This is a genomic window from Rhizobium sp. P28RR-XV (assembly GCF_012641385.1).
GTDB lineage: Bacteria > Pseudomonadota > Alphaproteobacteria > Rhizobiales > Rhizobiaceae > Rhizobium.
The window spans coordinates 40620-54918 of the sequence record NZ_JABAIG010000017.1 but is presented as its reverse complement, the minus strand read 5'-3'; the positions used below and the strand labels follow the sequence as shown (position 1 = coordinate 54918).

The following is a 14299-nucleotide window of genomic DNA, read 5'->3' as shown; positions in this document are numbered from 1 at the left end:
CGGGTAACGAGTTGGCGCGATAATCTACGGTAGCTTCTGATATTATCAGTGCTTCACACGTCCGGCGCAAGCCTTATATCCAGGGGGATTTGTTGGTATGTTGTGATATGTGGCGATAGATGCCCCAGGGTAACGACCCTCTAATTTGTAATCAGGGGGTCGCGGGTTCGAACCCTGCCGGGGGCACCAGATTTTTCCAAGACTTGGTTGCCTTGTTGATCGCTGGTATGGAAAATCGGTGGCGACAAGATAATTTATGGATGCCGAAATCTTCAGCATGTCGGCGAAGTCGTCAACGCAACATCCCGTCCCTGGAAACATATGACCAGCAAGCCCAAGAAGCCCAAGCTAGAGCATTCCGAACTTTCAGGTGAATTCACCGATGACGGTGTAACCGTCTTGGTGGATATCTTTCGTCCGGCCGGCACCAATGCCGATTGGCGGATGGAAGTCATTACGCCGGAAGAGGATCTGATCGAATGGGAAGAGCCCTTTGCGACCGATCGCGAGGCGTTCGACGAATTCCTGGCGACGATCGCGCGCGACGGCATCAGATCGTTCTTCGACGACGCGGATCCCGTGATTCACTGAGCCTGTCGACACGTCTTGGCGAGTTGCATCAAATAGCCCTTCAGTTCTGCATGCATGCATTTGCCTGCATGCCCGGAATCGTAGGCGCATTTACAATGTCCAAAATAGGCATAGACTTCATCCGTCAATGGCGGGGAGGATACGTTCATGCGCGAGATATCGCGGCATGTCGCCTTGGGATTGCCGCTTGTCGTGATCACGGCGATCATAGGCGCACCAGCATTAGCCGGTGAAAACTGCTACTGTAAAAATACGGATGGAAAGCAGCATGCGGTCGGCGAGGTCGCTTGCATGACCGTCGGTGACCGGAGCTATCTCGCGCAATGCGAGATGAACCTCAATGTCACCTCCTGGGCGAAGCTGCAGGACGGATGCCCGGTCACCGAGAGAGTGCTTTGGCGCCAATCGGCCTGGCACCCGGCGCCGATGATCGTGCGATGAGCATTGGGGACTTGATTTTGCGCTGGTGGTGAGCGTGCTTCGATATGCTTCAGCCGCCTTATTTGCGGACCAGCAGGAGCGGTTCGCCTTCCTCTTCTTCGGACTTCTGGAAACTGCCATCGGGCTTCATGTCGAAGGAGAGCGAGGAGCCATCGCTGCCCAGCATCACCAGCCCGAAACCTTCGGCCGCCCAGAGTGAAAGCTTGAGCTCGCCGATCTCGGCGATGCAGTTTCCGCTTGGTGACATTTTGGCGGTGCCGTCCTGATCCTTGTCGGTGGTCAGCGTGATATCGCAGACCGGCTTTCCATCCAGCTGCTGGATGCGCCATGCGCCGGCAAGACTTGCGACCGTCGGCACGTGATCGACATCGCCCAGCGCCGGCAACAGCCATTTAGGATCGCCTCCTTCGCTTTCCCACGGGGAGCCTTCCTCCTGCTGGAAGCGCATCAACGGCTTGCCCTCGGCATCGGCAATGGCGAGAGCACCGTCGTCCGTGAAGTTCCAGGCGCGGGCTTTGGCGAGAGCGGGCAGGGGTGTCGCGCAGCCATCGGCACCGGTGATTTCGTGACCGCCAGGGACTGCGTTCGTCCCGAAGGTGAGACGGCAGCCCTTGGCGCCGCTTTCAGGCGCGACCAGCCAGGTACCGGTTTGTGCCTGAACGACTTCGTCGTCGGCGGCTGGAGCGGGCTGGGCCACTGTCAAAGCAAGGGTGGCGGAAACCGCCGCTAGACCGAAAGCACGGATCAAGGCAAATTCTCCCAACATGCCGCGGCTGCCAGGGGCGCCGCTAGAGCCGGATGATTTTAGGTCGATTCGACCTAAAATCTGAATCCGCTCTAGGATCAAAGAAGTAGAGTATGATGTCGTCCGAAAACCGCTCACACTTTTCGGCATCATGCTCTATGATTTGAGATAGGATCGCGTCGCATATAGCGCGATCGCGGCTGCGTTCGAGACATTGAGCGATTTGATGGCGCCCGGCATGTCGAGCCGAGCCAGTGCAGTCACCGTTTCCCGGGTCTTCTGGCGTAGCCCCTTGCCCTCTGAACCGAGAACGAGCGCGATCTTGTCGCCGGTGAATGTGCCTTCCAGCGGCGTCGGCCCTTCCGAATCAAGGCCGATCGTCGTGAAGCCGAGCCGATGCAGTTCCTCGAGCGCGTCCGCGAGATTGGTGATCTGTATATAAGGTATGAGCTCGAGCGCGCCGGAGGCCGATTTGGCGAGCACGCCTGATTCGGTCGGGCTGTGGCGCTGCGTCGTGATCACGGCGCCAGCATCGAAGGCCACGGCCGAGCGCATGATGGCGCCGACATTGTGCGGATCCGTCACCTGATCGAGAACGAGCAGCAGCGGGCTGTTCTTCAGCGCCTCGAGGCGACGCACGGGCAGGGGCCGCGTTTCCAGCATGACCCCCTGATGGATGGCCTCTGGCCCCAGCACCTTGTCGATATCCTGTGGCGAGACGATCTCGACGGGAATGCCAAGTGCGTCAGCCGGGCCGATTTCCAGCCGCACAAGCGCATTCTGCGTCGTCGACAGCTTGATGTTCTTGCGCTCGGGATTGCCGAGAGCGGCGCGAACCGTGTGCAGTCCATAGAGAAAGACCTGATCGGGCGCGATCGCCGGCGGTTTCCAGTCGTCCGCACCGGCCCGCTTTCGCTTCTGCGGCGCCGGCGTCGGGATTTCGCCACGCTCACGCTTGGCGTCGCGATGCGCGCGCCGCAGGGTGGCGTAATGCGTGTCCTTGGCCGATTTGTCGTCGGCGGTGTTTTCAGGGCCGGAATGGCCGGATGTTTTGTCTTTGCTCATGCGGCTTTATAACCAGCGCCTTCCGGGGCGCATAGCCCTCTTTCGGCCGCGAGCTTTTCCCACAGGCTGAATTTTTCGTCATTTTTGCCAATTCCTTGTGTTGACAGACGGAAATCGTCCGGTCATATACGCGGCGCAGATGACGGCGGCGACGCCAACATCGAGCAACTTGGTCGCAAGATCCAGTCGGAATACTGGAGGGATGCCCGAGTGGTTAAAGGGGACGGACTGTAAATCCGTTGGCTCAGCCTACGTTGGTTCAAATCCAACTCCCTCCACCATTCCGGACCGGATCTTGACCACCCGCGCGGGTATAGCTCAATGGTAGAGCAGCAGCCTTCCAAGCTGAATACGCGGGTTCGATTCCCGCTACCCGCTCCATGTTTCCCGAGTTTTAAGTAATCTGAACAGGCGCTTCTCAGTCGGTGCTTCGCTGAAATCTGCAGAGGCTCTTTATAGATGACGAGGAGCTTGCTGCGCGTGAAGCGCGCCTCCTCCTTCGCATTCGAAGAAAAGCGGAAACGCTCTGGGTAGGCGGTGCCATCCCGCCGAGCTTAGCGGATTTCGCCGGCAAGCTGTCGCAGCAGGCCGGCGAGCTGTACCTCGTCCACCGGCTCGAAAAATTCCGCGTCGGCGGTCTCGATGACGACGATGGCGCGCTGTGCCGCCGCCGCCCCGGCTGCGGTAACGCGTATCACCTTGGCTCGGGAATCGTGCGGGTCGGTCTCCCGTGCGATCAATCCTTTTGCCTCGAGCCGGGTAACGACGTCAGACGTCATCTTTACCTCGGTGCCCGCCTGAGCGGCGAGTTGCACCTGGTTGGGTGGCTGACCATCGCGGCCGAGCCACATGGCCGAGGCCAATAGCACGAACTGGACATGTGTCAGGTCCAGCGGAGCCAGCGCCGCCGTCATGACACGCTGCCAGCGCATGGTGGTTCGCCACAGCAACAATCCCGGACTCTCCGAAGGGCCGCCCTTGAAGCGGGTGTTGAGTTTCTGCTCTTCAGCCAAGGTTCGCAAACTCCTGCGCCTGCTCGAATAACTTGGCCATCGATGTATCGAAATCCCCGCTGATCTGCGGCCCAAGTTCCGGTCCGACCTCGGCGGCGGAGGGGCCGGAAATCTCAAGCCGATGTGTCACTTGTGTGCCATCCGCGATTGGCACCAACGTATGCCGGAACAACAGTTTCGTATCGCCGAACGAGGTCTCGTCGGCATAGGTCACATTGTCGATAACGTCGACGATGGTTGCTTCAAATGTGTCCTGCCCGACGGGTGTGACAGAGACCCGAGAGCCTTTGGCGAATGGCCCATGCAGCACGAATGTATCGGCGCCCTCGTAAGTAAGGCGACCTTCGTGCAGCGCCTTGAGCGCGGCCCAGATTGCCTGCGCCGAAAGGGGGGAAACGGCGGTATACTCGTTGATCCACATGGCTTTCGCTCCATCCATCTCTTTCGATCAATCATTTGATCCGTGAACAGATTATCTGTGCGCAGATAATATTGCAAGAGGAATTTTTCGCCAAGCCCGTTTCAAGCCGCTTGACGGCATGCGGACAATGCTTTCGCAAGGCTTCGACCGGAACGTTCAGAACTTCACTGATCTCACGAAGCTGGCCGTTGGGTGCGGTTGCACTTGAATTGCCGCCTGTCGCTGGGCAAAGGTGGATACTCATCCGCCTTTGCATATTTGACATGAAGGGTTGCTTATATTCTCGCGAGCGATAGATATTGCTCTGGCAACCGAAACGGGAGAGCGGAAATGGGTATCTTCGATAAGATCAAGGGTGCAATCTGGGGGCAGGCAAAGGCTGCGGAGGCCGCTCCGGCCCCGACGCAGAGCACGGCGGCGACCGCCAATCCTGCGCCTGCGCCTGCGCCGACACCGGCTCCTTCAGCGACCACGGCAGCAACTTCGCCCGCGACCAGTGCGCCGTCCGCTCCTGTGGATATCGCCTCGATCCTCGACGCTGCCGTCAAGAAGAGCGGCCAGAAGCTGGATTGGAAACATTCGATCGTCGATCTCATGAAGGCGCTCGGCATGGATGCGAGCCTTTCGGAGCGCAAGGAATTGGCGCAGGAACTCGGTTATACCGGCGATGCCGGCGATTCCGCCAAGATGAACATGTTCCTGCACAAGGCGCTTCTGAAGAAACTCGCCGACAATGGCGGCAAGGTGCCAGCTGATCTTCTTGACTGACCACGCCAAGTCCCGGTCCGCTCGTATCTGCCGACGTGCCGGATCATGCATGGTGGCGGAGCGAATGTCGCCGCCTGATAGTCATGCGCCCTTTCCCGTCGGGAGAGGGCGCTTTCCGTTGATGGCCCTTCTCATGCGGATGGGCGGATCGCTCCCGCATCCGGCACTGGAATTCTCGTCTGTACTTCCCTATCTAAGCGTCTGAACCGGCAAATGCTTTTTTGTCTTTCCGGATCGGCCGTCGAACCTTGCGCGGCGAAGGAATGTTGGGGGCCGCAGATCATCCGTGGCCAACCAGGCTTCGCCCGGAATAGGCCCTGCAATTAAGTCTTGCGCAAATGCGATGAAAGCCTTAAACGGCGGCACTAAACCGGTTCGCCGGGGTCACTCATTACGTTCACAGGAAGCATTCAAATGGCAAAGAGTAAGTTTGAGCGCAATAAGCCGCACGTTAACATCGGGACGATCGGGCACGTTGACCACGGCAAGACGTCCTTGACGGCAGCGATCACGAAGTACTTCGGCGAGTTCAAGGCGTACGACCAGATCGACGCCGCACCGGAAGAAAAGGCACGCGGCATCACGATCTCGACGGCACACGTCGAGTACGAGACGCCTGCTCGCCACTATGCGCACGTCGACTGCCCCGGCCACGCCGACTATGTGAAGAACATGATCACCGGTGCCGCACAGATGGACGGCGCGATCCTGGTTTGCTCGGCTGCCGACGGCCCGATGCCGCAGACGCGCGAGCACATCCTGCTTGCCCGCCAGGTTGGCGTTCCGGCGATCGTGGTGTTCCTGAACAAGGTCGACCAGGTTGACGACGCTGAGCTTCTCGAGCTGGTCGAGCTTGAAGTTCGCGAGCTTCTGTCGTCCTACGACTTCCCGGGCGACGACATTCCGGTCGTCAAGGGTTCGGCGCTTGCCGCTCTTGAAGATTCGGACAAGAAGATCGGCGAAGACGCGATCCGCGAGCTGATGGCTCAGGTTGACGCCTACATCCCGACGCCAGAGCGTCCGATCGACCAGCCGTTCCTGATGCCGATCGAAGACGTGTTCTCGATCTCTGGCCGTGGTACGGTTGTGACGGGCCGCGTCGAGCGCGGTATCGTCAAGGTTGGCGAAGAAGTCGAGATCGTCGGCATCCGCCCGACGTCGAAGACGACGGTGACCGGCGTTGAAATGTTCCGCAAGCTGCTCGATCAGGGCCAGGCAGGCGACAACATCGGCGCGCTGGTTCGTGGTGTGAACCGTGACGGCGTCGAGCGTGGCCAGATCCTGTGCAAGCCTGGCTCTGTCAAGCCGCACAAGAAGTTCATGGCCGAAGCCTACATCCTGACGAAGGAAGAAGGTGGCCGTCATACGCCGTTCTTCACGAACTACCGTCCGCAGTTCTACTTCCGCACGACGGATGTGACCGGCATCGTGACGCTTCCGGAAGGCACGGAAATGGTTATGCCTGGCGACAACGTCACCGTTGCCGTTGAGCTGATCGTTCCGATCGCGATGGAAGAAAAGCTTCGCTTCGCCATCCGCGAAGGCGGCCGTACCGTCGGCGCAGGCATCGTCGCCTCCATCGTCGAGTAATCTTCGGATTATTCCTTTATAAAGAGGCCCTGCTGGAAACAGCGGGGCCTTTTCTTATTGGGAGGTGTTGCATGAGCCTGATCATTCTGACCGGTGCTTCGGGCTCGGGAAAGACCGCGATCGCGCAGGCGATCGCCAGGGACCATGCGTCTACCTTAGCCGTCTATCATTTCGACAGTATCGGCGTGCCGTCGCTTGCCGCCATGATCCGCGATCATGGTTCGCCCGAGGGCTGGCAGCGGGACAAGACCGTGGAATGGCTGGCACAGCTTGCGCCACAGGTGCGGAAGGCCAGGGCCGTTCTCTTCGAAGGGCAGATGCGGCCATCCTTCATCAAGGAGGCAGCGGCCGCCGCCGACATCGACGACTATCGCCTGTTGCTGATCGATTGCGACGACGCAACGCGCACCCATCGCCTAGCAGTCGAGCGAGACCAGCCGGAGCTTGCCGACGCGAATATGATGAACTGGGCGGCCTATCTGCGTCGCGAAGCCCAGGCAAATGGCTGCGAGATCCTCGACACGAGCCGTCTCTCGATCGAGCAGAGCGTGGATGCGGTGCTGAAACATCTGTTCCGGTAGTCTTAAAACATATTATCGCCGGATGGTGATATGGCTCGCCGGCGTGAGTTCTGCTTTTGCACGACGCACGACATCCGCAACGAAATCGCTCTTGCCGGCGGTATAGTGACCCCAGTCGCCGTTAGCTTCCTTGGCAAGCCGGCCGCATCGATCCGATTATTTCGCCGGAAGAGCCTTCGCTCACCAAGGCTTGTCTTGCGAAATGAGCTCAAGGGCCTATTTATCGCTCGATTTTCCAAGGAGGAGATTTTCATGAAGAAACGTATTTTGTTCACGGGCGGAAGCGGCAAGGCCGGACGTCACGCGGTTCCGTGGCTGGTGAATGCCGGCTACGAAGTCCACAATGTCGATCTCGTGCCGCTGAACAGCCCCGGCGTCACCAATCTGCAGGCTGATGTCACCGATGCGGGACAGGTATATGATGTCCTGACCATGCATCGCGATTTCCCGGATCTCGATCAGGGCAAGGGCGTGCAACCTTTCGATGCCGTCGTGCATTTCGCCGCCATACCGCGCATCCTGATTAAGCCCGACAACGAGACGTTCCGCATCAACACGATGAGCACCTACAATGTCATCGAGGCGGCCGCGAAGCTCGGCGTGAAGAAGATCATCATCGCCTCCAGCGAGACAACCTATGGCATCTGCTTTGCCGAAGGTCATCGCGATTTTCACCAGTTGCCGCTGGAGGAAGATTATGATGTCAATCCGATGGATTCCTATGGCCTGTCCAAGGTCGTGAACGAGAAGACGGCTCGGGCTTTCGCCGAGCGTTTCGGCATCGACATCTATGCGCTGCGCATCGGCAATGTCATCGAGCCTCATGAATATGAGCGGTTCCCCGAGTTTTTCGCCAACAGCGAAATCCGCAAGCGTATCGCCTGGAGCTATATCGACGCCCGCGACCTCGGCCAGATCGTCCATCTCTGCATCGGGAAGGATGGCCTCGGTTTCCAGGTGTTCAATGCCGCGAACGACACGATCTCGGCCAACACGCCATCGCGTGAGCTTGCCGCGAAGCACTTTCCGAACGTGCCTTTTACCCGCGACATCGGCGAGTATGAGGGCCTGTTGTCCAACCGCAAAATCCGCGAAGTGCTTGGCTTCAAGGAAGAGCATAACTGGCGTCGCTATGTGAACGTTTGAGGTGCTGCCTTTAAAGCGTTCCCGGCGCTCTCTCGCGGCGCTGGGCAGGGTGAGGGGCTGCTGCCGGCACTGCCTCTCCATTTGTTACGCAGCAAAACCAAAAATGCTTCCGCAAACACTCGACAAATATCCCCGTTTATTTAAGTAGGGTTGCGTTCGCGGCGCATCTCCTGGAGATTGTAGCCGAGGTGCGGTACGTCCGGCCCCTGTTTCGAACGAGCATCCTCGGCAAGAGCGCGCTAAGGGATGGGGTGGGCGCGGCCAGTGTCGCGACGAAAAATGGTTTGCCGGCTGACCTGCAAGCGTTCAGCCGCTTCGGAGGTATCATGAAGGATAATGTTGCACGTATTTTTGTCGGTTTCGATTCCAAGGAAGTCGTGGCCTATCACGTCCTGACCCAGAGCATCATCGAGCGCTCGTCGATCCCGGTGGTCTTCTCGCCGATCGTGCTCAACAATCTCGATGGCATCTTCACGCGTGAGCGCAATCCGCTGCAGTCGACCGAGTTTTCCTTCTCGCGCTTCCTCGTTCCCTATCTCAGCGACTATCAAGGCTGGAGCATCTTCATGGATTGCGACATGCTCGCCCGTGCCGATATCGCCGAACTCTGGGCATTGCGTGACGACCGCTATGCCGCCATGTGCGTGAAGCACGACTACCAGCCGAAGGTCGAAACCAAGTTCCTCGGCCAGACACAGACCAAATACGAGAAGAAGAACTGGTCGAGCATGATCCTGTTCAACAATGCCAAGTGCACGGCATTGACGAAGGACTTCGTCAACACGGCGACCGGCCTGCAGCTCCACCAGTTCAAGTGGCTGGATAGCGACGATCAGATCGGCGAAGTGCCGGTGACCTGGAACTATCTCGTCAACGAATACGACCGCCGCGAAGATGCCAAGCTGGTACACTTCACCGATGGCGGTCCCTATTTCGACGAATATCGCAACGACGACTATGCCGAGGAATGGTTCGCCATGCGCGACCGCATGCTGCACGTCCAGCAGAAGTGAACGATTTGGATCACAAGACGACGGGAAACATCGATGTCGGCATACCGGCTGCGGGTTCCGCGGCCGGCCTGAACAGCGCCGACGAGTGGCGGACCATTCTGGCCGGGTTTTCCCATATCGTCTTGGTCGCCAATAGCGACGCGGTAGATATCGCAAACCTGCAGGCGCAGTTTCCGGAGACTGCGCTCTTCGTCTTCTTCAACAAGGTCTACAAGGTTCTGGACCGCCCGTTTCATAGACATTCACTGCTGATCTCGCGCGGCCAGCCGCGCGGGGCAAACATCGTCTATCGCGGCGAGGTGGGCGAGGTCGTGAAATTCTTTCCGAAGGAATATTTCCTCGGCATCATGAATATCCGTCTGGGCTCGGAGGAGAGGCTCAATCCGGCCGCGGATTTCCAGGGTGCTCCGACCGGTCATCTCGATCTGGTCGGCTTCTGTTCCGATTTCTATACGGAAGGCAAGACGCCGACGAGCGGCTTTGCCCTGGCGCTCTGGCTCAGCGATCTGAAGCTGCCCGGCGCGATCGTGCTCGCCGGTTTCTCGGCCAGGCGCAGTCAGAAGTGGAGGGTGGTTTCCGTTCATGATTGGACCTTCGAGCAGACCTTCCTGCGCCTGTTTGCCCGGCTCGGAAAGATCACCATCCATGGCGGCGTTGCACTGAGCCCCTATATCCGGCTTGCCCAGCGCTTCACCGAACTGCCGCCGGCCGAAATTTCGCTGGCAGCCGCGGACGTGCTGTCGGAACGGCTCGGCAATACGGATGCCGAAGTGGACAAGCTGATCTCTCTGACGAATGTGATTCGCTCCACGGACAATTTCCTGCGCCGGCTCAGGCCGAAATTCCTCAAGCGCAAGCCGAAGGGCTCTTCCGGAGAATAGCGAAACCGGAAGCGCCGTTTCAGCGGCTTCCCCTTCGCGGTACGTCCGGCGGTGCGGACGTGCTCTGCGCGAAGCTGCGGGTTCGATTGGGAAAAAACAAAAAACGCTCTTGCCAATCGTTTCGTCCCGCCTTAAAGGGAGCGCCATGTCTTCGAACTGCTCGGGCGGTCCACCGCTTGAAGCGAATAGTCGAAGGAAGAAGGGGTATAGCTCAGTTGGTAGAGCGGCGGTCTCCAAAACCGCAGGTCGTAGGTTCGAGCCCTGCTGCCCCTGCCATTTTCCTTGATTTGACTGGCGCGTCTTTTCGCTGCTTCTCGGGTTGAGGATTATGCCGAACCGGCGGCAAATTTTAGAAAACACCGTATTGCCTCTTGTTAAATCGGGAATCGGTGTTTATGTAGGGTTCAACAGACACGCGGTGCGTGGGGCTGATATGTTCAGCTTTACGCGCCGTAATTGCGTGGGCAGTCAATGGCATCCAAAACGAATCCACTAGCGTTTCTGCAGCAGGTGCGCTCCGAGACGTCGAAAATTACTTGGCCTTCACGCCGCGAGACCATGATCTCGACGGTGATGGTGCTTGTCATGGTTGTTTTCGCCTCGCTGTTTTTCTTCGCTGCCGACCAGCTCATTGGCTGGATTCTCGGCTACGTGTTGAATACCGGCAATTGATATCGGGTGGAGATGAACATGGCGGCACGTTGGTACATCGTCCACGCTTATTCTAATTTCGAAAAGAAAGTGGCTGAATCCATTGAGGAGAAGGCCAGGCAGAAGGGTCTCGAGCATCTGTTCGAGAAGATTCTTGTGCCGACCGAGAAGGTCGTTGAGGTGCGCCGCGGCCGCAAGGTCGATAGCGAGCGCAAGTTCTTCCCGGGTTACGTGCTGGTGCGCGCCAATCTGACGGACGAAGCCTACCACCTGATCAAGAACACGCCGAAGGTGACTGGCTTCCTCGGCTCCGACAATAAGCCTGTTCCGATTCCGGATTATGAAGCTGAGCGCATTCTCGGTCAGGTTCAGGAAGGCGTCGAGCGGCCGAAGGCTTCCGTATCCTTCGAGATTGGCGAGCAGGTCCGCGTTTCCGATGGTCCGTTCGCTTCGTTCAACGGCACGGTTCAGGATGTGGACGAAGAGCGTTCGCGCCTGAAGGTGGAAGTGTCGATTTTCGGCCGCGCTACGCCGGTCGAGCTGGAATACAGTCAGGTCGAAAAAGTTTGATTGTATCCTTTGCGAGGGGCCGGCTTGGCTGCTGGCCTTTCGTTCGAGTTTGGATATGAGTAATTGCTTACTTATATCTCGCGGCGAAGCCGCAATCCGCGTGGAAGGGTAGGGTCTTAGCCGGGCCTGGTCATCCGCACCACGCAACCGCAGCCGCCGGAGCGATCCGGCATTAGTCGGCCGGGCAACCGGTCAAGTAGAAAGGCAGAGAGAAATGGCTAAGAAAGTTGCAGGCCAGCTCAAGCTGCAGGTTAAGGCCGGCTCGGCGAATCCGTCGCCGCCGATCGGTCCTGCGCTTGGTCAGCGTGGCATTAACATCATGGAATTCTGCAAGGCGTTCAATGCCGCCACGCAGGAAATGGAAAAGGGTATGCCGATCCCGGTCGTCATCACCTACTACCAGGACAAGTCCTTCACCTTCATCATGAAGCAGCCGCCGGTCAGCTACTTCCTGAAGAAGGAAGCGAAGATCCAGTCCGGCTCCAAGACCCCGGGCAAGGGCGCCAAGGCTGGCACCCTGAGCAGGGCTCAGGTCAAGGCAATCGCCGAAGCCAAGATGAAGGATCTGAACGCCGCCGATATCGAAGGCGCAATGGCCATGATCGAGGGCTCCGCCCGCGCCATGGGCCTGGAAGTGGTAGGTTAAGACCATGGTAGCTAAGCGTATTCAGAAGATTCGTGAAGGCGTCGATCCGACCAAGCTCTACGCTCTGGATCTGGCCATCGGCATGGTCAAGGAACGTGCCATCGCCAAGTTCGACGAAACCGTCGAAATCTCGATGAACCTCGGTGTTGACCCGCGTCACGCCGACCAGATGGTTCGCGGCGTCGTCAACCTGCCGAACGGCACCGGCCGTACGGTTCGTGTTGCCGTCTTCGCTCGCGGCGCCAAGGCTGACGAAGCCAAGGCTGCCGGCGCAGACATCGTCGGCGCCGAAGACCTGGTCGAAATCGTTCAGGGCGGCAAGATCGATTTCGATCGCTGCATCGCCACCCCGGACATGATGCCGCTCGTCGGCCGCCTCGGTAAGGTTCTCGGCCCGCGCGGCATGATGCCGAACCCGAAGGTCGGTACCGTTACGATGGACGTCAAGTCTGCCGTTGAGGCATCCAAGGGCGGCGCCGTCGAGTTCCGTGTCGAGAAGGCTGGTATCGTCCATGCCGGTATCGGCAAGGCTTCCTTCGACGCCAAGGCTCTGGAAGAAAACATCCGCGCCTTCGCCGACGCCGTCATCAAGGCGAAGCCGGCTGGCGCCAAGGGCAACTACGTCAAGCGCGTAGCGATCTCCTCGACCATGGGTCCGGGCGTCAAGATCGAGCTGTCCTCCGTCACGGCGCCGGTCGCCTGATTGGTTTTGCCGGGCGGTAAGTCCGGCTTTTAAGAATTCCCGGCCTTTCGGGGCCGGGATTTCCGGAGAAATCCGGAATTCCTGTCCGAGATTGCAGGTGGTTATCCCTTAATCACTTAAGCCTGCATGAGACGGGTAAGACCCGAATTTTGAAGAAGCATCGCTTCGATGAACTCGGTTCGAGCCTTGGATGCCTTGTGCCTTGGAGCCGTTCGGCTCGAGCGCGAGGGGACAGGATCCTCAAGCGTCGCTTGGGATCTACATTGATCCCAGGAGGCAAAAGGCAACCCGGCAGGCCCGTTAACCCGGTCCTGTCAACTGGAGAAAAGCAGTGGAAAGAGCGGAAAAACGCGAATTCGTCACGGAACTGAACGAAGTCTTCAAGGCTTCGGGTTCGGTTGTCGTGGCGCACTATGCTGGTGCTACAGTCGCTCAGATGAACGATTTTCGTTCCAAGATGCGCGCTGCTGGCGGCACCGTCAAAGTCGCGAAGAACCGCCTGGCCAAAATTGCTCTTCAGGGCACGGATGCGGAAGGGATTTCCAATCTCTTCACCGGTCAGACGCTGATCGCATACAGCACTGATCCGATTACCGCTCCGAAGGTCGTCGTGGATTTCGCCAAGGGCAACGATAAGATCGTTGTTCTGGGCGGCGCCATGGGAACAACAACGCTCAACGCCGAAGGTGTAAAGTCGCTCGCGACCCTGCCTTCGCTGGACGAGCTGCGCGCGAAGCTGCTGGGCATGATCCAGACTCCGGCTACCCGCATCGCAGGTGTTGTTGCAGCGCCGGCAAGTCAGCTTGCTCGCGTGTTCTCGGCTTACGCCAAGAAGGACGAAGCCGCGTAAGGCGGTTTTTCGCTGTTCATAACCAACCAGTTCGAACCGAACAAAAGGAACTACAAAAATGGCTGATCTCGCAAAGATCGTAGACGACCTCTCCTCGCTGACCGTTCTCGAAGCCGCAGAACTGTCCAAGCTTCTCGAAGAAAAGTGGGGCGTTTCCGCCGCTGCTCCGGTAGCTGTTGCTGCCGTTGCCGGTGGTGCTGGCGCTGCTGCTGCCGTTGAAGAAGAAAAGACCGAGTTCGACGTCATCCTCACGGATGCCGGCGCGAACAAGATCAACGTCATCAAGGAAGTCCGCGCCATCACCGGCCTGGGCCTCAAGGAAGCCAAGGACCTCGTTGAAGCCGCTCCGAAGGCTGTCAAGGAAGCCGTTTCCAAGGCTGAAGCCGCTGACATCAAGAAGAAGCTCGAAGACGCCGGCGCTAAGGTCGACGTTAAGTAAGCTTGAAACTGCTTTTGGGAGGTGGCTTTTTGCCGCCTCCCATTCGCCGTTTTTCTGAACGAATTACCCAAAAGCCGCGGGCAAAACGGCTTTTGGGTAATGGGTTCTTCAAGAGGATGGTCTCAAACCGAACCGCGACGCAATCCGGCTGAGCGGTTTTCGGTTAAATAGACGAGATTGAATTA

General features: G+C 58.5%; 18 protein-coding genes and 3 tRNA genes. 17 read left to right on the top strand and 4 right to left on the bottom strand.

All coding sequences use genetic code 11. From position 1 onward, the window contains the following. Positions 1-321 precede the first annotated feature (321 nt). Positions 322-591 (top strand): hypothetical protein, encoded by a 270-nt coding sequence (locus tag HGP12_RS28810; RefSeq protein WP_112511217.1) that lies wholly within the window; start codon positions 322-324, stop codon positions 589-591. 147 nt (positions 592-738) lie between these two features. Beyond that, the gene (locus HGP12_RS28805; protein ID WP_168842727.1) at positions 739-1032 is read left to right on the top strand and encodes a hypothetical protein; all 294 of its coding nucleotides are present in this window, start codon (positions 739-741) and stop codon (positions 1030-1032) included. Between the two features lie 58 nt (positions 1033-1090). Here HGP12_RS28805 and HGP12_RS28800 read toward each other — a convergent pair whose 3' ends face one another. Beyond that, positions 1091-1780, bottom strand: coding sequence for an AprI/Inh family metalloprotease inhibitor (locus tag HGP12_RS28800; protein ID WP_168842728.1), 690 nt, complete (start codon positions 1778-1780; stop codon positions 1091-1093). A 153-nt stretch (positions 1781-1933) separates the two neighbouring features. Then, positions 1934-2842, bottom strand: coding sequence for a 23S rRNA (guanosine(2251)-2'-O)-methyltransferase RlmB (rlmB, locus tag HGP12_RS28795; protein WP_168842729.1), 909 nt, complete (start codon positions 2840-2842; stop codon positions 1934-1936). Positions 2843-3038: 196 nt separating this feature from the next. Here rlmB and HGP12_RS28790 point away from each other — a divergent pair. Both HGP12_RS28790 and HGP12_RS28785 read left to right on the top strand, forming a co-directional pair. Then, a tRNA-Tyr gene (locus tag HGP12_RS28790) sits at positions 3039-3123 on the top strand. A gap of 26 nt (positions 3124-3149) precedes the next feature. Continuing rightward, positions 3150-3223 (top strand) — tRNA-Gly (locus tag HGP12_RS28785). A gap of 173 nt (positions 3224-3396) precedes the next feature. On the opposite strand, the gene HGP12_RS28780 is transcribed toward HGP12_RS28785, so the two are convergent. After that, positions 3397-3855, bottom strand: coding sequence for a MarR family winged helix-turn-helix transcriptional regulator (locus tag HGP12_RS28780; RefSeq protein WP_168842801.1), 459 nt, complete (start codon positions 3853-3855; stop codon positions 3397-3399). After that, positions 3848-4276: a polyketide cyclase gene (locus HGP12_RS28775; RefSeq protein WP_168842802.1), complete on the bottom strand. Its 429-nt coding sequence runs from the start codon at positions 4274-4276 to the stop codon at positions 3848-3850. The genes HGP12_RS28780 and HGP12_RS28775 overlap by 8 nt, the downstream gene beginning before the upstream one ends. Before the next feature lie 330 nt (positions 4277-4606). Between HGP12_RS28775 and HGP12_RS28770 the strand changes: the two genes are divergently transcribed. From HGP12_RS28770 to rplL, 13 genes are all read left to right on the top strand, one after another. Further along, positions 4607-5044, top strand: a complete 438-nt coding sequence (locus tag HGP12_RS28770) for a DUF3597 domain-containing protein (RefSeq protein WP_168842803.1) — start codon at positions 4607-4609, stop codon at positions 5042-5044. 414 nt (positions 5045-5458) lie between these two features. Continuing rightward, positions 5459-6634, top strand: a complete 1176-nt coding sequence (gene tuf, locus HGP12_RS28765; RefSeq protein ID WP_168842804.1) for an elongation factor Tu — start codon at positions 5459-5461, stop codon at positions 6632-6634. A 71-nt stretch (positions 6635-6705) separates the two neighbouring features. Beyond that, the gene (locus HGP12_RS28760) at positions 6706-7215 is read left to right on the top strand and encodes an AAA family ATPase (protein WP_168842805.1); all 510 of its coding nucleotides are present in this window, start codon (positions 6706-6708) and stop codon (positions 7213-7215) included. A gap of 252 nt (positions 7216-7467) precedes the next feature. Next, positions 7468-8361: an NAD-dependent epimerase/dehydratase family protein gene (locus HGP12_RS28750; protein WP_168842806.1), complete on the top strand. Its 894-nt coding sequence runs from the start codon at positions 7468-7470 to the stop codon at positions 8359-8361. 326 nt (positions 8362-8687) lie between these two features. Then, positions 8688-9374, top strand: a complete 687-nt coding sequence (locus tag HGP12_RS28745) for a glycosyltransferase (RefSeq protein WP_168842807.1) — start codon at positions 8688-8690, stop codon at positions 9372-9374. 5 nt (positions 9375-9379) lie between these two features. Next, positions 9380-10255 (top strand): 3-deoxy-manno-octulosonate cytidylyltransferase, encoded by an 876-nt coding sequence (locus HGP12_RS28740; protein WP_205926693.1) that lies wholly within the window; start codon positions 9380-9382, stop codon positions 10253-10255. A gap of 200 nt (positions 10256-10455) precedes the next feature. After that, positions 10456-10531, top strand: a tRNA-Trp gene (locus HGP12_RS28735). A 195-nt stretch (positions 10532-10726) separates the two neighbouring features. After that, complete coding sequence (gene secE, locus HGP12_RS28730; RefSeq protein ID WP_112341906.1) at positions 10727-10927, top strand: preprotein translocase subunit SecE; 201 nt, start codon at positions 10727-10729, stop codon at positions 10925-10927. An 18-nt stretch (positions 10928-10945) separates the two neighbouring features. Further along, positions 10946-11476 carry a transcription termination/antitermination protein NusG gene (nusG, locus tag HGP12_RS28725; protein ID WP_004123460.1) on the top strand — a complete coding sequence of 177 codons (531 nt, stop codon included), beginning with the start codon at positions 10946-10948 and terminating at the stop codon, positions 11474-11476. Between the two features lie 214 nt (positions 11477-11690). After that, positions 11691-12122: a 50S ribosomal protein L11 gene (gene rplK, locus HGP12_RS28720; protein WP_168842808.1), complete on the top strand. Its 432-nt coding sequence runs from the start codon at positions 11691-11693 to the stop codon at positions 12120-12122. Between the two features lie 4 nt (positions 12123-12126). Then, a complete protein-coding gene (rplA, locus tag HGP12_RS28715) occupies positions 12127-12825 on the top strand; it encodes a 50S ribosomal protein L1 (protein ID WP_168842809.1) in 699 nt (232 codons plus the stop codon). 331 nt (positions 12826-13156) lie between these two features. Continuing rightward, the gene (gene rplJ / locus HGP12_RS28710) at positions 13157-13675 is read left to right on the top strand and encodes a 50S ribosomal protein L10 (protein ID WP_004123444.1); all 519 of its coding nucleotides are present in this window, start codon (positions 13157-13159) and stop codon (positions 13673-13675) included. A 58-nt stretch (positions 13676-13733) separates the two neighbouring features. Next, positions 13734-14114, top strand: a complete 381-nt coding sequence (gene rplL, locus HGP12_RS28705) for a 50S ribosomal protein L7/L12 (protein WP_112803993.1) — start codon at positions 13734-13736, stop codon at positions 14112-14114. Positions 14115-14299: the final 185 nt, after the last annotated feature.

Excerpts from the sequence above, each read along its gene's own strand:
- HGP12_RS28810 (WP_112511217.1), top strand. The coding sequence starts at position 322 with ATGACCAGCAAGCCCAAGAAGCCCAAGCTAGAGCATTCCGAACTTTCA.
- HGP12_RS28805 (WP_168842727.1), top strand. The coding sequence starts at position 739 with ATGCGCGAGATATCGCGGCATGTCGCCTTGGGATTGCCGCTTGTCGTG.
- rlmB (WP_168842729.1), bottom strand. The coding sequence starts at position 2,842 with ATGAGCAAAGACAAAACATCCGGCCATTCCGGCCCTGAAAACACCGCC.
- HGP12_RS28775 (WP_168842802.1), bottom strand. The coding sequence starts at position 4,276 with ATGTGGATCAACGAGTATACCGCCGTTTCCCCCCTTTCGGCGCAGGCA.
- HGP12_RS28770 (WP_168842803.1), top strand. The coding sequence starts at position 4,607 with ATGGGTATCTTCGATAAGATCAAGGGTGCAATCTGGGGGCAGGCAAAG.
- tuf (WP_168842804.1), top strand. The coding sequence starts at position 5,459 with ATGGCAAAGAGTAAGTTTGAGCGCAATAAGCCGCACGTTAACATCGGG.
- HGP12_RS28760 (WP_168842805.1), top strand. The coding sequence starts at position 6,706 with ATGAGCCTGATCATTCTGACCGGTGCTTCGGGCTCGGGAAAGACCGCG.
- HGP12_RS28750 (WP_168842806.1), top strand. The coding sequence starts at position 7,468 with ATGAAGAAACGTATTTTGTTCACGGGCGGAAGCGGCAAGGCCGGACGT.
- HGP12_RS28745 (WP_168842807.1), top strand. The coding sequence starts at position 8,688 with ATGAAGGATAATGTTGCACGTATTTTTGTCGGTTTCGATTCCAAGGAA.
- secE (WP_112341906.1), top strand. The coding sequence starts at position 10,727 with ATGGCATCCAAAACGAATCCACTAGCGTTTCTGCAGCAGGTGCGCTCC.
- nusG (WP_004123460.1), top strand. The coding sequence starts at position 10,946 with ATGGCGGCACGTTGGTACATCGTCCACGCTTATTCTAATTTCGAAAAG.
- rplK (WP_168842808.1), top strand. The coding sequence starts at position 11,691 with ATGGCTAAGAAAGTTGCAGGCCAGCTCAAGCTGCAGGTTAAGGCCGGC.
- rplA (WP_168842809.1), top strand. The coding sequence starts at position 12,127 with ATGGTAGCTAAGCGTATTCAGAAGATTCGTGAAGGCGTCGATCCGACC.
- rplL (WP_112803993.1), top strand. The coding sequence starts at position 13,734 with ATGGCTGATCTCGCAAAGATCGTAGACGACCTCTCCTCGCTGACCGTT.